The 16,975-nt window shown below is 65.5% G+C and carries 14 protein-coding genes; 10 read left to right on the top strand and 4 right to left on the bottom strand.

What is annotated here, in order from left to right; translation table 11 throughout:
- The coding region (locus LN450_RS16410) for a polyprenyl synthetase family protein (protein WP_228892914.1) at window positions 1-988 on the bottom strand (988 nt) is incomplete at its 3' end.
- 275 nt (window positions 989-1,263) lie between these two features.
- Here LN450_RS16410 and LN450_RS16405 point away from each other — a divergent pair.
- Window positions 1,264-1,797 (top strand): single-stranded DNA-binding protein, encoded by a 534-nt coding sequence (locus LN450_RS16405; RefSeq protein ID WP_008572410.1) that lies wholly within the window; start codon window positions 1,264-1,266, stop codon window positions 1,795-1,797.
- A gap of 285 nt (window positions 1,798-2,082) precedes the next feature.
- Here the strand turns inward: LN450_RS16405 and LN450_RS16400 are convergent, their stop codons facing one another.
- A complete protein-coding gene (locus LN450_RS16400; protein WP_011348097.1) occupies window positions 2,083-3,567 on the bottom strand; it encodes a GGDEF domain-containing protein in 1,485 nt (494 codons plus the stop codon).
- A 287-nt stretch (window positions 3,568-3,854) separates the two neighbouring features.
- On the opposite strand from LN450_RS16400, the gene LN450_RS16395 reads away from it, so the two are divergent.
- The 8 genes from LN450_RS16395 (at window position 3,855) to LN450_RS16360 (ending at window position 13,413) form a co-directional block, all read left to right on the top strand.
- Window positions 3,855-4,862, top strand: a complete 1,008-nt coding sequence (locus LN450_RS16395; RefSeq protein ID WP_011348096.1) for a zinc-dependent alcohol dehydrogenase family protein — start codon at window positions 3,855-3,857, stop codon at window positions 4,860-4,862.
- Between the two features lie 420 nt (window positions 4,863-5,282).
- The gene (gene paoA / locus LN450_RS16390) at window positions 5,283-5,942 is read left to right on the top strand and encodes an aldehyde dehydrogenase iron-sulfur subunit PaoA (RefSeq protein WP_256359218.1); all 660 of its coding nucleotides are present in this window, start codon (window positions 5,283-5,285) and stop codon (window positions 5,940-5,942) included.
- Window positions 5,939-6,889, top strand: coding sequence for an FAD binding domain-containing protein (locus LN450_RS16385; protein WP_011348094.1), 951 nt, complete (start codon window positions 5,939-5,941; stop codon window positions 6,887-6,889). The genes paoA and LN450_RS16385 overlap by 4 nt, the downstream gene beginning before the upstream one ends.
- Window position 6,890: 1 nt before the next feature.
- On the top strand, window positions 6,891-9,098 hold the full coding sequence (gene paoC, locus LN450_RS16380; RefSeq protein WP_011348093.1) for an aldehyde oxidoreductase molybdenum-binding subunit PaoC: 2,208 nt from the start codon (window positions 6,891-6,893) through the stop codon (window positions 9,096-9,098).
- Window positions 9,095-10,099, top strand: a complete 1,005-nt coding sequence (locus tag LN450_RS16375; RefSeq protein ID WP_039416651.1) for an XdhC family protein — start codon at window positions 9,095-9,097, stop codon at window positions 10,097-10,099. Before paoC ends, LN450_RS16375 begins: the two co-directional genes overlap by 4 nt.
- A gap of 405 nt (window positions 10,100-10,504) precedes the next feature.
- Window positions 10,505-11,113: a nucleotidyltransferase family protein gene (locus LN450_RS16370; RefSeq protein WP_011348091.1), complete on the top strand. Its 609-nt coding sequence runs from the start codon at window positions 10,505-10,507 to the stop codon at window positions 11,111-11,113.
- A gap of 666 nt (window positions 11,114-11,779) precedes the next feature.
- Window positions 11,780-11,995, top strand: coding sequence for a hypothetical protein (locus LN450_RS16365; protein WP_008572430.1), 216 nt, complete (start codon window positions 11,780-11,782; stop codon window positions 11,993-11,995).
- Between the two features lie 167 nt (window positions 11,996-12,162).
- Entirely contained in the window at window positions 12,163-13,413 is a 1,251-nt protein-coding gene (locus LN450_RS16360; protein WP_011348089.1) for a DUF819 family protein, read from the top strand.
- 325 nt (window positions 13,414-13,738) lie between these two features.
- Here LN450_RS16360 and LN450_RS16355 read toward each other — a convergent pair whose 3' ends face one another.
- Window positions 13,739-14,923 (bottom strand): Tle-like phospholipase domain-containing protein, encoded by a 1,185-nt coding sequence (locus LN450_RS16355; protein WP_011348088.1) that lies wholly within the window; start codon window positions 14,921-14,923, stop codon window positions 13,739-13,741.
- Between the two features lie 36 nt (window positions 14,924-14,959).
- Window positions 14,960-15,769 (bottom strand): ankyrin repeat domain-containing protein, encoded by an 810-nt coding sequence (locus LN450_RS16350; protein WP_039416659.1) that lies wholly within the window; start codon window positions 15,767-15,769, stop codon window positions 14,960-14,962.
- 224 nt (window positions 15,770-15,993) lie between these two features.
- On the opposite strand from LN450_RS16350, the gene LN450_RS16345 reads away from it, so the two are divergent.
- Window positions 15,994-16,698: an HAD family hydrolase gene (locus LN450_RS16345; protein WP_011348086.1), complete on the top strand. Its 705-nt coding sequence runs from the start codon at window positions 15,994-15,996 to the stop codon at window positions 16,696-16,698.
- The last annotated feature ends 277 nt before the right edge of the window (window positions 16,699-16,975 follow it).

Here is a 16,975-nt window from a genome sequence, read left to right as displayed (position 1 = left end):
GCTCGACCGCGTAGCGCGCCAGGCCGCGCAACGCCGCCACGGCAGGGCTGTGCGGCAGGGTTTCCAGCGCCTGTTCGGCGGCAGCGGCGTATTCGGCCGCGCGTTGACGGCTGTAGTCCAACCCGCCGGTGGCATGGATGGCGGCCAGCACTTCCGGCATCGCCGCCGCATCGCCTTGCTCGACGATCTGTCGCAGGCGCTCACGGGTGGTGGCATCCGAGTGCGCCATTGCGTGGATCAGCGGCAGGGTGGCCTTGCCTTCGGCCAGGTCGTCGCCCAGGTTCTTGCCCAGGTCCGCGGCCTCGGCGGCGTAGTCGAGCACGTCGTCGGCGATCTGGAAGGCAAAGCCCAGCTGCATGCCGTAGTCGTACAACTGCTGCTGCACCTGCGCGCTGGCGCCGGAGGCAAGCGCACCCAGACGCGTGCCGGCGGCGAACAGCACCGCGGTCTTGCGCTCGATCACGCGCAGGTAGGCCGCTTCGTCGGTGTCGGGGTTGTGCACGTGCAGCAGCTGCAGCACTTCGCCCTCGGCGATGCGGTTGGTGGTGTCGGCCAGGATCTGCATGACTTCCATGCGGTCCAGTTCGACCATCAGCTGGAAGCTGCGCGAATACAGGAAGTCGCCCACCAGCACGCTGGGAGCGTTGCCCCATAGCGCGTTGGCAGTGCTGCGTCCGCGGCGCAGGTCCGATTCGTCCACCACGTCGTCGTGCAGCAGGGTCGAGGTGTGGATGAATTCGATGATTGCCGCCAGTTGGTGGTGCTCCGGGCCGGAGCCGCCAGCGGCGTGACCGGCCAGCATCACCAGCATCGGGCGCAGGCGTTTGCCGCCGGCAGAGATGATGTGATCGGCAATCTGGTTGATCAGCACGACGTCCGAGGCCAGACGGCGGCGGATCAGTGCGTCGACCGCGGCCATGTCGGGCGCGGCGAGGGACTGGATCTGGGGCAGGCCCAGCACGGTGGGGAGGTCTTCGGCGATGGTCATGCGCAGGCATTCGTGATGTGGGCCGATTATAGGTGCCCCGGCCGGATCCGTCCCGCCGGGCACATCCGGCGTCTTCACATTTGCCGCCCTGCGCAGCTGGGCCGTGACCCGCAAAGGTCTGTACGGGCTGGATTTCCGACCCTTGGCAAGGCACTTGCCCGGCAGCGCCGCGCGGCAACCCGCCAGGACCGCCGAGCGGCAGGTGCGGTAACATTGCCGCACAGACATTCATCGTTGCGCGCTCCCGGCGCCAGCGCATCATCTCGGAAGCACCTATGGCCCGCGGCATCAACAAAGTCATCCTCGTCGGCAACCTCGGCAACGATCCCGACACCAAGTACACCCAGGCCGGCATGGCAATCACGCGCGTGAGCCTGGCCACCACCAGCATGCGCAAGGACCGCGACGGCAATAACCAGGAACGCACCGAGTGGCACCGCGTGGTGTTTTTCGGAAAGCTGGGCGAAATCGCCGGCGAGTACCTGCGCAAGGGTTCGCAGGTCTACGTCGAAGGCGAACTGCGCTACGACAAGTACACCGGCCAGGACGGCGTGGAAAAGTACAGCACCGACATCGTCGCCAACGAGATGCAGATGCTCGGCGGCCGTGGTGAAGGCGGCGGTGGCGGGATGGGCGGCGATCGCCCGCAGCGCTCGGCGCCGCGTCAGCAGGGCGGCGGTGGTGGGCAGGGTGGTGGATACGGCGGCGGTGGCGGTGGTCAGGACTATGCGCCGCGCCGTCAGCAGCCGGCCCAGCAGCAGTCGGCACCGCCGATGGACGATTTCGCAGACGACGATATCCCGTTCTGAGGACAGCTCGTCGTTGCGTCATCCAGGAAGGCCCGCATTGCGCGGGCCTTCCGCGTTATGGGAAGTCCGCGCAGGCATTGGCCGGTTTCGGCAGAACGGCGGCAAGGGCCACGCGGGTGTCACGCGTGCTCGGAGGCGCGGGTCGTACGTGCAGCGCCCCTCCATCGCAGGCTTGTGCGTAACGCATGGAGTGGGTGCGCCGTCCATGCGTTGCTCCAGGCTCGCGACATCCACCTTACGACAGCAGCGTGACCTCTACTGCAGGTTGTCGGCACCCCGGCAGCGCTAGGCTGATGTGCGATTGCGTCCCTTCTGCTTGGCGCGATACAGCGCCGAATCGGCATCGTGCACGATGGCGTTGGGGCTCAGCGGCGCTTCCCCCGGCTCGAAGGTGGCTGCGCCGATGCTGACGGTGACGTGCGCGCTGGTGGGGCTGGACAGGTGCATCAGGCCGAGCTCGGCGACCGCATTGCGCACGGCGTCGGCCAGGCGCAGCGCGCCGGCGGCATCGGTATGCGGCAGGATCATGCCGAACTCTTCGCCGCCGTAGCGCGCGGCGAGGTCTTCGCTGCGGCGCGAGCAGCCGGCAATGGCGCCTGCGATCAAACGCAGGCAGGCATCGCCGTTCACGTGGCCATAGGTGTCGTTGTAGAGTTTGAAGTGGTCGACGTCGATCATCAGCACCGACAATGGCGCCTCCAGGCGAACCGCGTCCTGCAACGCACGCGATAATCGGTGGTCGAAGGCGCGCCGGTTGGCGATGCCGGTCAACGCGTCTACCCAGGCTTCGGTACTCAGCTTTGCTTCGTTGCGATGCATGCGGCGCAGTTGCAAATCCAGCCAGATCCCCACGCCCAGCAGCAGGGTGCAACCCAGCGCGGCCACCACGATGCGCTGGCGCGCGGCTTCCCGCCAGTTCGCCAACGCATCGTCGACCGAAACGCCGGTCAGCACGGTCAGCGGATAGGGGCGCGCCGGTGCAAAGCTGGAGATGCGCTCCACGCCGTCGATCGGCGAGCGATAGGTGGCGGTGCCGTGCTTGCGCGCGCGCATGGTCACGTAGATCGACGTCCCCGCGATCGAGGTGCCGATCACGCCCTGTTTGTCTGGCCGGCGCACCATCACGATGCCATCGTCGTTGGTCATGCCGATGGTGCCGTGCGGGCCAACTTCGAAGGTGCTGTAGTAGCTGTGGAAATACTTCAGCTGCAGGGTGACCAGCACCACGCCGGCGAACTCGCCGCCGGGGGCGTTGAGACGGCGGCTCAAGGTCAGCACCCAGGAGCCGTCCGAGCGGCTTTGCACGGGCGGGCCGACCAGCGACAAGGCGTCGCGATGGTCGCGGTGGTATTTGAAATAGGCGCGGTCGGCGTTGTTGTGGGTCCTGGGGGTGCTGTCCAGCGACGAGCTCACCCAACTGCCGTCCGCGGCATAGATGAAGATGCCATGCAGGCGATCGGAGCGGCGCGCTTCGCGCACCAGAAACTCATGCATCGCAGAACGCGCCGCGCTGGAGCCCTGGTCGTGTTCGACCCGCGACACCAGCCCGGACAGCACTGCGTCGGCAATGGACAGGGTGTCGCTGGCATGCTGCGCCAGCGAATTGGCCAGATTCAACGACTGCGCCTGTGCGCTACGCAGCGCGGTCGCGCGTTCTTCGTGGATGGACCAATATTCCGAGCCCAGCAACAACATCCAGGACACAGTCAGCACGAAATGCAGCGCGATGCGCTGAGCACGTTGCCGCCGCCGCTTGCTTGTTGACGTCACTGTGGCTACCTGTCTGGATACCAGGGCGATGCAACCGCCGTGCGAGCCTACGCGTCGTGGCGCGCGTGCCTAGGTGCGGCAACACGTGCAATGACAGATCTGTGATTGCTGCCTCACGTTGTATGCAACAGCCCGCTTGCCCGCATCGTTATGCGCGTTGGCCGCTGCAGCAGCGCTCGCTGCAGCGCTTCACCACGCACCGCGACAGATGTCAGAGCCAGCTCGACTGCGTTTGCGTAACGGGCAGCATGCTATCCCGGGTACTGAATCACGCTCAGGAGTTCCCCATGCACGCCATTCGTCTTCGCCATCCCGCCGCCATCGCATCGCTGCAGTCGGTTGCACTGCCCGATCCGGGGCAGCCTGCACGCGGTCAGATCCGCGTCCGCCTGCATGCCAGTTCGCTCAATTTTCATGATCTGGGCGTTGTGCTCGGGCAGATGCCGACCGCAGACGGGCGTATTCCGATGTCCGATGGCGCCGGCGTGGTGGAAGCAGTGGGGCCGGAGGTCGACGAGTTCGCAGTGGGCGATCATGTGGTGTCCACCTTCTTCCCGCAGTGGCTGGACGGCGAGCCCTTGCATGCCGGTTTTGCCACCACCCCAGGCGATGGCGTCGATGGCTATGCGCGCTCGGCGGTCGTCGCCGACGCGCAGGCATTCACCCATGCGCCCCGCGGTTACAGCCATGCCGAGGCTGCGACGCTGACCACTGCCGGCGTTACCGCGTGGCGCGCGCTTGCGGTCAATGGCGGGCTCAAGGCCGGCGACAGCGTATTGGTACTAGGCACCGGCGGCGTGTCGATTTTCGCGCTGCAATTTGCCAAGGCGATGGGTGCGCGCGTGATCGCCACTTCCTCATCCGACGAGAAACTGGAAAAGGTGCGAGCGCTCGGCGCCGACCACCTCATCAACTATCGGCAGCATCCCGAATGGGCGGCGCAGGTCCTGGACATCACCGAAGGGCGTGGGGTGGACCATGTGGTCGAGGTCGGTGGCCCGGGCACGCTGACGCAATCGATCCGTGCAGCGCGCGTGGATGGGCATATCGCCTTGATCGGCGTCTTGACCGGTGCCGCTGGGCCGGTTCCGACTGCCGAAATGATGGGGCGCCAGCAACGCCTGCAGGGGTTGGTCGTTGGCAGCCGCAGGCATCAACAGAACCTGGTGCGCGCACTTGACAGCTTGCCGCTGCGGCCGGTGATCGATCGCAGCTTTGCGCTGGATGAGATCGGTGAAGCGTTCGCGCTGCAGAAGGCCGGTGGGCATCTCGGCAAGATCGCGCTGGAGTTCTGATCCAGCCCGCGGTACTGAGCGCGGGCGATGCGTCCGCAGCGCCGGCGCGTGAATTCCGTAGTTCGACGTGTGCAAGGGCCGCCGCCTGCATGACGCTGCTGGCGAGCGCAACCAATACTTCTCGAGTTTCGTTCGTTCGCAGCCCACGGCGGCCAACCCACGTGCTGCACGTGCAACATTCCAAGAACTGTTCGGCCGGCCCGTCCGACTCCAACGTCATCGGCGCATCGGCCTGGTTACTCGCAGTGATGAGCGTCTTTCATAGGCGCATGCAGCACCCGGCGCTAATGCGGGCAAAGGCGGCTACTAAAATCGGGCAATACACCGCTTCACGCCCGCAGGCGCCACCGCGCACTCACGCGCTTGTGACCGGCAGCGCTGCACATTGATTGAGAACTGTAAAAGCCAGCATTGTTGGAGATGCCAGCCATGAGAGACATCAAGATGACCCGTCGCGAGGTATTGATCGCAGGAACGGCATCGGCAGCCAGCGTTGCCGCAACCCAGTCGATGGCCGCCACCGCCGCCACTGCGATCTCGCAGCGGCCGGCAACCGAGCCTGCCAATGCATCCAGCCAGGTCGCTTTCGAGGTGAACGGCAAACCGGTCACGCTGACGCTGGATAACCGCACCACCTTGCTGGATGCGCTGCGCGAACATCTACATCTCACCGGCACCAAGAAGGGCTGCGATCACGGCCAGTGCGGCGCCTGTACGGTCATCGTCGACGGGCAACGCATGAACGCATGCCTGTCGCTGGCAGTGATGCACGAGGGCGCCAAGGTCACCACCATCGAAGGGTTGGGCAGGCCGGACAAGCTGCATCCCATGCAGGCGGCGTTCGTCAAGCACGATGGCTACCAATGCGGGTATTGCACGCCCGGGCAGATCTGTTCGGCAGTGGCGGTGCTGGACGAGGTGAAGCGCGGGATCCCCAGCCATGTCACCGAAGACCTCACCGGAAAGACCAAGCTCACCACACCCGAATTGCAGGAGCGCATGAGCGGCAATATTTGCCGCTGCGGTGCGTATTCCAACATCGTTGAAGCCATCAACGACGTTGCCGGAGGCCGCGCATGAAGGCCTTTAGCTACGAGCGGGCCACCTCGCCAGCCGATGCGGCAGCCAAGGCCGCGCGCCAGCCCGGTGCCAAGTTCATTGCAGGCGGGACCAACCTGCTCGATCTGATGAAGCTGCAGATCGAAACGCCGTCGCACCTGATCGATGTCAACGGCCTGAGCCTGGATACCATCGAGGCCACCCCTGAGGGCGGCCTGCGCATCGGCGCACTGGTGCGCAACACCGATCTGGCGGCCGACCAGCGCGTGCGCCGCGATTATGCCGTGCTGTCGCGCGCATTGCTGGCCGGTGCCTCGGGACAACTGCGCAATCGCGCCACCACGGCAGGCAACCTGCTGCAACGGACGCGGTGTCCCTATTTCTACGACACCAATCAGCCGTGCAACAAGCGACTGCCTGGCAGTGGCTGCGCGGCCATCGGTGGCTACAACCGTCAACTGGCAGTCATCGGTGCCAGCGAGGCGTGCATTGCCACCCATCCCAGCGATATGGCCATTGCCATGCGCCTGCTCGATGCCGTGGTGGAAACGGTGCGCCCGGATGGGCAGACGCGCGCCATGGCCCTGTCCGAGTTCTATCGCGCACCGGGAACGACGCCGCACCTGGAAACCGTGCTGGAGCGCGGCGAATTGATCACCGCCGTCACCTTGCCCAAGCTGCTGGGTGGCACGCACGTGTACCGCAAGGTGCGCGACCGTGCCTCGTATGCGTTCGCCCTGGTGTCGGTGGCCGCCGTCGTCCAGCGCGATGGCAGTACACGCGTCGCAGTCGGCGGCGTCGCGCACAAGCCATGGCGCAGCGAAGCTGCCGAAGCCAGAGCGAAAGAGGGTGCCCGCGCCATTGCGTCCGTGTTGCTCGACGGCGCACAGCCCACCGAACACAACGCATTCAAGGTGCCGCTGGTCGAGCGCACCTTGACCGCGATCCTGGCCGACACGAGGGCCTGATATGAAATTCGACACTCCCGCCGGCACCAATCCCATCGATCAGCTCACTGTCGTCGGCAAGCCCGTCGACCGTATCGACGGGCCACTCAAGACCACCGGGCAGGCACCGTATGCCTACGAACATCACGACCTGCCGGGCCAGCCCGCTTACGGGCATGTGGTGGGCGCAGGCATCGCCAAGGGCACCATCCGCAGCATCGATCTGAGCGCGGCGCGCAAGGCGCCGGGCGTGCTGGGCATCGTGACCGCGCAGAACGCAGGCAAGTTGCAAAAGGGCAAGTTCAACACCGCCAAGCTGTTGGGTGGCCCCGAGATCGCGCATTACCACCAGGCCATTGCCGTGGTGGTGGCGGAAACCTTCGAGCAGGCGCGTGCGGCCGGCCAGTTGATCAAGGTCGATTACGGCCGGCACGTTGGCGCCTACGATCTGGAAAAGGCCCGTGGCGGCGCCAAGGTGACCAAGAAGGGCGACGCGCCCAACAGCAATGTCGGCAACTTCGACGCTGCCTTCGCTACGGCGCCGGTGCAACTGGATGCCCAATACACCACACCGGATCATTCGCACGCGATGATGGAGCCGCACGCATCGATTGCCATGTGGGATGGCGACAAGCTCAGCGTGTGGACATCCAATCAGATGATCAATTGGGGTGCCGGCGATCTGGCCAGGACGCTGGGCCTCCCGCGCGAAAACGTGCGGATCATGTCGCCGTACGTCGGCGGCGGTTTCGGCGGCAAGCTGTTCCTGCGTGCCGATGTAGTCCTGGCATCGCTGGCCGCGCGTCAGGTGGGACGTCCGGTCAAGGTGATGTTGCCGCGGCCGCTGATCGCCAATAACACCACCCACCGCCCGGCCACGGTGCAACGCATCCGGCTTGGGGCCGGGCGCGACGGCAAGCTCACGGCGATTGCGCATGAAAGCTGGTCGGGCGACTTGCCCGACGGCAGCCCGGAAAACGCCGCTGCACAAACGCAATTGCTCTACGCCGGTGCTAACCGCCTGATTACGACCCGTCTGGCCGTGCTCGATCTGCCCGAAGGCAACGCCATGCGCGCGCCGGGCGAGGCGCCGGGATTGATGGCGTTGGAAATCGCCATGGACGGGATGGCCGAAAAGCTCGACATGGATCCGGTCAAGTTCCGCATCGTCAACGACACCCAGGTAGACCCGGAAAATCCGCAACGCCCGTTCTCGCAGCGTCAGCTGGTTAAGTGCCTGGAAGATGGCGCAAAGCGATTCGAGTGGTCCAAGCGCAAGGCCAGGCCGGGCAGCACGCGCGACGGTCGTTGGCTGGTCGGCATGGGCGTGGCGGCGGCATTTCGCAACGCGCCGGTCACGACCTCCGGCGCGCGTATGCGGCTGGAGCAGGGCGGGCGCGTGGTGGTGGAAACCGACATGACCGATATCGGGACCGGCTCCTATACCATCATTGCGCAGACCGCTGCGGAAATGCTTGGGGTCCCGCTGAACTGGGTGGATGTGCGCCTGGGCGATTCGAGCTTTCCGGCCTCTGCAGGCTCCGGCGGGCAGTGGGGCGCGAACAGTTCCACCGCAGGCGTCTATGCGGCCGCAGTCAAGTTGCGTGAAGCGGTGGCCAGGCAATTGGGCCTGGATCCGGCCGCTGCCGAATTTGCCGATGGCTATGTGCGCGCCGGTGGCAAGCGCATTGCGCTCGGCGATGCCGCGGCCAGTGGCGCGCTGGTGGTGGAAGACAAGATCGAGTTCGGCGACCTCAGCAAGACGCATCAACTTTCCACGTTCGGCGCGCATTTCGTCGAGGTGGGCGTGGATGTGGCCACCGCCGAAGTGCGCATCCGGCGCATGCTTGCCGTATGCGCCGCAGGACGCATCCTCAACCCCAAATCCGCACGCAGCCAGGTCATCGGCGGCATGACCATGGGCGCCGGCGCGGCACTGATGGAAGAGCTGGCAGTGGACAAACGCCTGGGCTTTTTCGTCAACCACGACCTGGCCGGCTATGAAGTGCCGGTGCATGCGGACATCCCGCATCAGGACGTGGTGTTCCTGGAAGAAAGCGACCCGCTATCGTCGCCGATGAAGGCCAAGGGCGTGGGTGAGTTGGGCATCTGCGGCGTGGCAGCAGCCATCGCAAATGCGGTGTACAACGCAACCGGCGTGCGTGTGCGCGACTATCCGGTGACCCTGGACAAATTGCTGCCGCACCTGCCCGAGATGCTGCGCGCGTGAGCGCGGTGGTTGCCCAGGTCGCGCATGCGCCGCCGGCGTGGCCGGCATGGCCGGGCTACGCGTTGCTCGACGATTTGTTGCCAACGTTGAGCGCATGGCAGCGTGCAGGGCAGCGCGTGGCGATGGCGACCTTGATCGATGTGCAAGGCTCCTCCCCACGGCCGTTGGGGAGCGAGATGGCCATCAGCGCCGATGGGAGCGTGGCAGGCTATGTCTCAGGCGGCTGTGTCGAGGCGGCGGTGGCGCATGAAGCCATGGCAGCGCTGCGCGATGGTCAGCCGCGCTGGCTGGATTATGGCGAAGGCAGCCAGGTGCTGGACATCCAGCTCAGCTGCGGCGGGCGCATCGGCGTGCTGGTGTGGCCGGTGCCGGATCTGGGCGAGCACCTCGCACGTTGGCGTAACGCGCGCCAGCATCGGCGTGCATTTCATGTGGCCTTGGATCGTGCGTCCGGCACGGTGCGTTACCTGGCAAATGCACAGGACGCGCGTGCAGGCGAATTCGTGCGCACTCATCGTCCGCCGTTACGGCTGGTGCTGGTCGGCGCCGACCCATCACTGCTGGCGCTGGTGTCGTTGGCCAGCCAGATGGGCATCGATGTGCGCGTGTTGCGGCCGCATGGTCCGGGCGAACCGCCGCCGGGCTTGGCGCCCGAGCACTACGACCGACGTGCGTTGGGCGATGCGCTGCAGGACCTGCATCTGGATGCCGACACCGCGCTGTATAGCCTGGCCCACGATGCCGAGATCGACATGCAGGTTGCGCAGCGCGGCTTGGCGTCCCCTGTCGCCTGCATCGGCATCCTCGGCAGCCGGCAGAAGCGCCAATGTCGCTTGCAGGCCTTGCGGGCGCTTGGGTATGGCGATGCCGCGCTCGCACGCCTGCGTATGCCGGCGGGCTGGCGCATGGGGCGCTCGTCACCGCACACCATCGCGCTCGGCATCATCGCCGAAGCCACGCAAGCGGTGGTAGATCTACAGGCGGTTACCGCAAGCCGATAAGTCGCTGGCTGCTCCTGCCGCGTGCGTGAGTCATCAAGGCGCATCGCAGCCGGTCGGGTCGAACACAGCTGCTTTCGAGCACTATCGTGGCAGGCCTCCGACAGTACGCTGTCATCTGCATCGCTATGGGCAGGCCTTGGCCAATGCATCCACAGCGCACGCCAAGGGTAGTCACCTTGCACGCACAGCCGGCGCTCTAGGCTGCAGCTGTCTTCCATTCAAGCAGCACGTCGCCATGACCCTTGTTCCGGATCGCCACGTCGACGTATCGCGTGATGCTGTTCGCGTTAGCTTCTTCGCCACCCACCATTCCGCACGTGGTGACGACGTCGGAAAGCGCCACGCTCCCGCCGTCTGGCAACCAGCGCCGCACGCTGCTGCCGCCACGCCGGCAGCGTGCGGCGCATGAGTGGCGATCATGCCGCACTGGTGCTGGGCGCCGGGGCAGGGCGCCGGCTTGGCCGCTCGAAGCAATTGCTGATGCGCGATGGCGAGCCGTTGCTGCATCGCGCCGCTCGCATTGCGTTACTGACTGCGCCACGCCGCTGCGTGGTCGTGCTGGGTGCCGATGCTGATGCGTTGAGCGAGGTGTTGCAGGATCTGGATGTCGAAATACTGCGGCACCCCGATTGGTCCGAGGGCATGGGCTCCAGCCTGGCCGCGTTGCGCCGGCATGTGCAGGGCGACCCGGCATTGCGACGCAGCCTGATCCTGGGGTGCGATCAGCCTGCGCTGGATGCCCCGCATCTGCGCTCCCTGCTGGAAGAAGCCGATCGCGCCGTCTCCGGGTGTGCAACCAGTGGCTACAGCGGCGTGCGCGGCATTCCCGCGGTGGTCACGCATGCGGCCTGGGCGGATGTGCCATTGCAGGCCGATAGCGGCTTGCGGGGCCTGTTCGCCAGCCTGGACATGCAGAGCCTGGGGTGCGTAAGCGCCCCGGCGTTGGCATTGGATATCGACACGCCGGCGGATCTGGCGGCCGCGCAGCAGCGCGGCTGGGTCGATGCGGACTGAGACGCCGTGACGGGTACGCACGCAAATCTCTGGCAGCCTGGGTCCTGACACGATCGGCGCCGGCCGCACCGTCAGCCGCAGGCACCGTTACTGCACGCACGCTGACGTGACCGGTGCCGATCACCGACACCGGTTCAGGCGCGTTACCTCTTCTTTGCAGGCCGCCAACCGACATGCCTGGCCGACGCGCTCAACCGTGCAATAGCCTTACGACCACAGCACGACCGCTTCCCTGATCACCAACACATAGCCAATGACCATGGCGGTCTTGACCGAAAACTGGAATTTCCTAAGCAGATGCATGCAACCCCTCCCCAGAGGCAGTCTTCAAGAGCGACTGATCACCCACTACGCACCGTCCACGCCCGTCTGACGGTTGCTGATGACGCGGCGTTCACCAGTCCTGACCGAATGTAGCGCTGGACGTGATGTGTGTCACGTAAGAATTTTCCTACCGACCTGCCAGTGTCAGCCCGACGGCATTGGCATGCATAAAAGAACATCCTGGCTATGCCGGACGCGGGGCCATTGGCTACTCTCCCGCGGCCCCTTGAGTAAGGGCACGCCGGCATACCGGACGGGAGAAGGCGTTCCCATTCCTCGCGCATTGCGGCCCTACGCCCCATGCGCCTTGCTCGACCGCTAGACGCACTGGCCGGAGGCCTGATGGACGAGTCTCGTTATGTCGTACGCATCCACCCCGCACAGGGCGGCTGGTGGGTAACCCGCCCGCACTGGTCGCCGCTGCGGTATTTGCGCGAACAGGGCGCCCTGGACTTTGCCGAATGGATGGCAAAGCTGCACTGCCTGACCACCGGCCAGCCCAGCGGCGTGGTGGTCAACACCGGCGGCGGCGATCGGGTGGTGCGGCGTTACGGCTGAGGCCGTACGCAACGCAGTCGCTTGCTGCAGTAAACCATTGCCCACGGTGGCGGCTGTCCGCAGCTGTGCGGGATTTGCGCAGACGTCCGGGTCGGCTAGATTCGAGGTATTGGCCACCTGGGGCCAGTCCGCGCTCTGGCGGCTACTTCTCTGGATGTCCGCCTGTCGTGAATGCTGCCGGTGCTGCGCTGATTCGAAACGATATCGTCGTGTTCGGCCTGATCGCCGCCACCCTGGGCGCGGTGTTCTGGACGTCTGCGCGGGAGCAGGGGTTCTGGCGGCGTTTCTACGCGGTGGTGCCGGCCTTGTTGCTGTGTTATCTGCTGCCCGGCATCTACAACACGGTCGGTTTGATCGATGGTGCCAACACCAGGTTGTACAACCCGATCGCCCGTGACGTACTGCTGCCTGCGGCATTGATCCTGCTGACCTTGAGCATCGATCTGCGCGCGATCCTGCGGCTCGGCCCCAAGCTGGTGGCGATGTATCTGGGCGCATCGCTAAGCATCATGCTGGGTGCGGTGGTGGCGTTCTGGGTGATGCGCTGGCTGCATCCGGCCACCGTGGCCGGCGATACCTGGGCCGGCATGGCAGCGCTGGCGGGCAGCTGGATCGGCGGTGGCGCCAACATGCTGGCGATGCGCGAAGTGTTCGATGTGGACGCAACCACGTTCGGGCAGTTCGCGGTGGTCGATGTCGGCGTGGGCTATGTGTGGATGGCGGCGCTGATCTTCCTGGCCGGCCGCGCGCGCAAGATCGATGCACGCAGCGGCGCCGACACCCGGGCGCTGGATGCCTTGCAGGAGCGCATGGCGCGCTTCCAGGCCGAGCATGCGCGCATTCCCAGCTTGGCCGACTTGATGGTGATCGTGGCGGTGGCATTCGGCGGTGTCGGCCTTGCGCATGCCCTGGCCAATCCCCTTGCCGCGTGGTGCAAGGCGCAGTTGGATTGGGCCAGCCAGTTCAGCCTGGACACGCCGTTCGTGTGGGTGGTGGTGCTGGCGACCAGCCTGGGCCTGCTGCTGAGCTTTACCCGTGCGCGCACGCTGGAGGGCGCGGGCGCGTCCAGGATCGGCACCTTGCTGCTGTATTTCCTGATCGCCTGCATCGGCATGCAGATGGATCTGCTGGCGCTGCTGGACCGGCCATGGTTGTTTCTGCTCGGCCTGATCTGGATTGCCGTGCACATTGCCGTGTTATGGGGGCTTGGCCGGTTGTTGCGGGTGCCGTTCTTTTATTTTGCGATCGGCTCGCAATCCAATATCGGCGGCCCGGCCTCCGCGCCGGTGGTTGCCGCGGCATTTCACCCGGCTCTGGCGCCGGTCGGTGTGCTGCTGGGCACGATGGGCTACGCCACCGGCACCTATCTGGCCTATCTGGTCGGCATTACTTTGCGGGCGATGGCAGGCGCTGGATAACTCGCGCCGCAATCTGCAACGCCACGATGAAGCGACCGAGCGAGTATCACACCGCTGTGCAATCGCCAGTGCGGCTGGGCGATGCTCGGTGTTGCGCCATGTGCCGCGCCTGGCATGTCGCTTCTGCGCACCGTACGCGATTGGCTGACGACTCCGATGACACGGTGTCGGCCACGTCGCGCCGCGGTCGAATACGCGCGCTAGTCTCAAAGACACGCTGCACTGCGCGAAGCCGACAGCGATCGCGCGCAAGACCTTGACGCGCTGCTGCCAGCCGCGTGCAGGGCGAAGAGTGGCCCGCTACATTGCGCGGGCCACTGGCGCCTTACTGCTGAATCACCCGGCGCTGCTCTTCCTGCGGTTGCGGCGGCTGCTGGGTGTGTTGCTGATTGTGCTGGTGCAGCTGGCTGACATTGGTCTGCGCCGGCTCGTTGGCTGCCGATGCCGTCTGCACATGGCTGCGCAGATGGGCCGGGTCGTCCATGCGCCCCTGCACCGCGATCAGGCTGTCGCCGTCACGGTTGGGCACCAGGTGATCGATACGCTGCAAGCCATCGTTGCCTGCACGCGCGGCCACGCTGGCAGCGGTATTGAGAAACGCGGTGTCGTCGCGCAGCCCCAGGCGGTCGCGTTGCCCATCCAACTGCACCACCGCGTCGTTGAATAGCTGGCTGCCGGGCTGCAATGCGGTGCCGCGCGCCTGGTCCTGCGACTGCATGTCCTGCGCCTTCATCACCGAATCGATGCCGTGCAGATCCAGCCGATGCTTGAGCATCATGCCCGGCACCAGACGCTGGCCGAAGGACAACGGGTCCGGTTCGGGCAGTTCGATCTGATGACCGGCCGCATTGGGCATGGCCCATTTGAGCGGGATGCTGTCTTCCTGCAGATGGGTCAGGATTTCGTTCTTGACGTGGTAGCCGCGGATCAATTCGCTGTTGGCGTAATCCTTGGCCGCCGATGCATCCAGACCTTGGCGCTCCAGCGTGCGGTCGTTGACGCCGGCGGCGTTATAGGTCACTGCCGGAATGTCGTTGACCATTGCCGATGCCGCGGCCAGACCGCCGCCCAGCGAATGCCCGCTGATCACCACCTGGTCGCCGAACGCCTGTTTGGCCTGGCTACCGAGCTGGATCGCCGAAGCGTATTGCGCATCGTCCAAGCCCAGGCCCTGGCCGATGTTGTGCTTCCAGTCCTTGCCTTCGTCGGTGCCGCAGAAGCCCAGCACCACCTGCCCCTGATCATTGCGATAGAACGCGGCATCGAAGCCGCTCTTGGCGTCGTGCAGCAGTGCAGGGTCGATGCCTGCCTGCTGCAGCGCGCGGTCGTCCATGCGCGACCAGCCATTGGGCAGGGCGGCAAAGGTTTCGGCGCCGCCTTCGCGTCGCTGCGCGGCGGTGGCGTAAAGGTCCTGCAGCATCGCTGGAAGCTGGCGGTCTTCCGGATGCGGTTGTTGCCCGCGCATCGATTCTGCGAACGGGGTGGAAGAAGAGGATTCTGACGGGCTCATGCGCGGCTCCTTGCGTTCGTCATGCGAAAAGCGCGCTTAGCGGCTGCTTTCCACGGGAATGTTGTGGGCGTTCAACCACGCGCGTACGTCCGACCTGACCTGCTGGCCGCTGGCGTTGAGCAGGCGGTCCGGCGTGGTGAAGAAATACGCCTGGAAGGTCTTCTGCTGGGCATTACGCACGGTGGGATCGACACCGGCCTTGAGCAGGGCGAGCACTGCAGGGCTGGCTGCGCCACTTTGCGCTGCAAGGTGCAGCAGGCTGTTGCCGGTGTGGTCGACGCGCTGTACATCTGCACCGGCCTTGATCAGCAAATCGATCTGCGCATCGCGCTTGCTCTGCACCGCGCGAAACAGCGGCGTCCAGCCCGCTCGCGCGCTGACGACATCGATCGGCGCCTTGTGCTGCAACAGGATCTGCAGATACTGCGGGTCTTGCGCCATGGCGGCCATGTGCACGACCGTTTCCTGGTCCATGCCGGGGAGCGATGGGTCTGCGCCTGCATCGAGCAATGCGGCCAGCGCGCGCGGTTGCTCGTTCCAGATTGCCCATTCGAGCAAGGTGACGTTTTGATCGCCATGCGCGGCGAGATCGACAGTGGGGGCGAGTGCCTTGAGCCGGGCCACATCACCGTGCGCAATGGCCTGGGCGATGTCGGTCAGGGCGGGGTCGCGGAAGGCGACGGTGTGGTCCTGCAGCGTAGCTGACATGGTGGTTTGCTCCTTGGCACCGGGCGAGGCGGTGCATGAGACCGCGAAAAACGAGGTCGCAAGAACGAGCAGGGCGGGGAATCGCGGTTGCATCGAAATCTCCTTCTCCTGATCGCATTCCTGATGACACTGCAGCAAGTCCCGCCGCAGCGGGGCAGATCCTAGCAGCTGGAAAAATCGCTTGCGGTAAGATTTCGTGACATGGCTTTTTGTGACATGACGGTACGGCGTGTGACATGACGGTGCTGCGGGCCGCATGCTCGGGGCCGCCTGTCCTGATGGTGCGCATGCTGCAAGCGGCGACGGTGTCCATCGCCACAGCCTGCTGCCCCACAGCCGACGGTCACACCCGGGCCGGCATAATGGCGCTTTGTGAGCAGATGGGTGCGATGGCGTACGAGCTACTGATCAGTGACTGTGATGGCGTTCTTGTCGACAGCGAGATACTGGCCGACCGGGTAATGCGTGAGGCGCTGGCGTCTTTCGTGCCAAGCGAGCCGCTGGAACAGCTGCTGGAAACCACCTTCGGGCAGACCACGCGCGAGGTGCTGCGGCGGGTGGAAGAGCGCTTTGCATTGCAGTTGCCAGAGACCCTGCTCGCGCAGATCCAGGCGCGCAGCGAGGCCTTGATCCAGGCGCAGGTGCAGCCGATCGCAGGCGTACGCGAGGCGTTGGAGCAGATTCCACTGCCGTTGGCGGTGGCCTCCAATAGCCGGCGCCACAATGTGATTGCCTCGGTGGAACGGGCCGGGCTCACCGCACGCGCGGCGGGACGTATTTTCAGCGCCGACATGGTGGAGCGGCCCAAGCCGGCACCGGACGTGTATCTGCTGGCGGCACGCACCGCCGGAGTCGCGCCGCAGCGTTGTGTGGTCATCGAAGACAGCCCCACCGGTGCAACCGCGGCCGTGACGGCCGGCATGCAGGTGCTGGGGTTTACCGGTGCAAGCCACATTCCACCGGGGCATGGCGACACCCTGCGCCGCATCGGTGTGCTTGAAGTGTTCGACGACATGCGTGATTTGCCTGCGCTGTTCGCGCGGTTGGCGCAAAAGCGGGCTGGGTAAGGCGGCAGCTTGGTGAGGGGGGGCGGTGTCATGGGTACGCAGTGGCCCCGTCCCGCAAGCGGCGAGGACACCGCGCCGCAAGGTGTTCGGTTGTCTTGTCGAAACATGCGTAACGACCAACGTGAGAGGGCCCGCAGCCAATGCGCGGGTAGTGTCCTGCAATTGATGGATTGGACGTTGCGATCCGTCCGAGTGATCGCGATTCGCGTCATCGCCCAATCTTGACGCATTCAAAAGCTGGGTCGTCGAGTGCGCGGTTTCCTCGCCGCTTGCGGGA

The organism is Xanthomonas euvesicatoria pv. euvesicatoria, assembly GCF_020880415.1.
GTDB classification, from domain to species: Bacteria; Pseudomonadota; Gammaproteobacteria; order Xanthomonadales; family Xanthomonadaceae; genus Xanthomonas; species Xanthomonas euvesicatoria.
The sequence above is the reverse complement of the archived record's forward strand: the minus strand, read 5'-3'. Positions and strand labels throughout refer to the sequence as shown.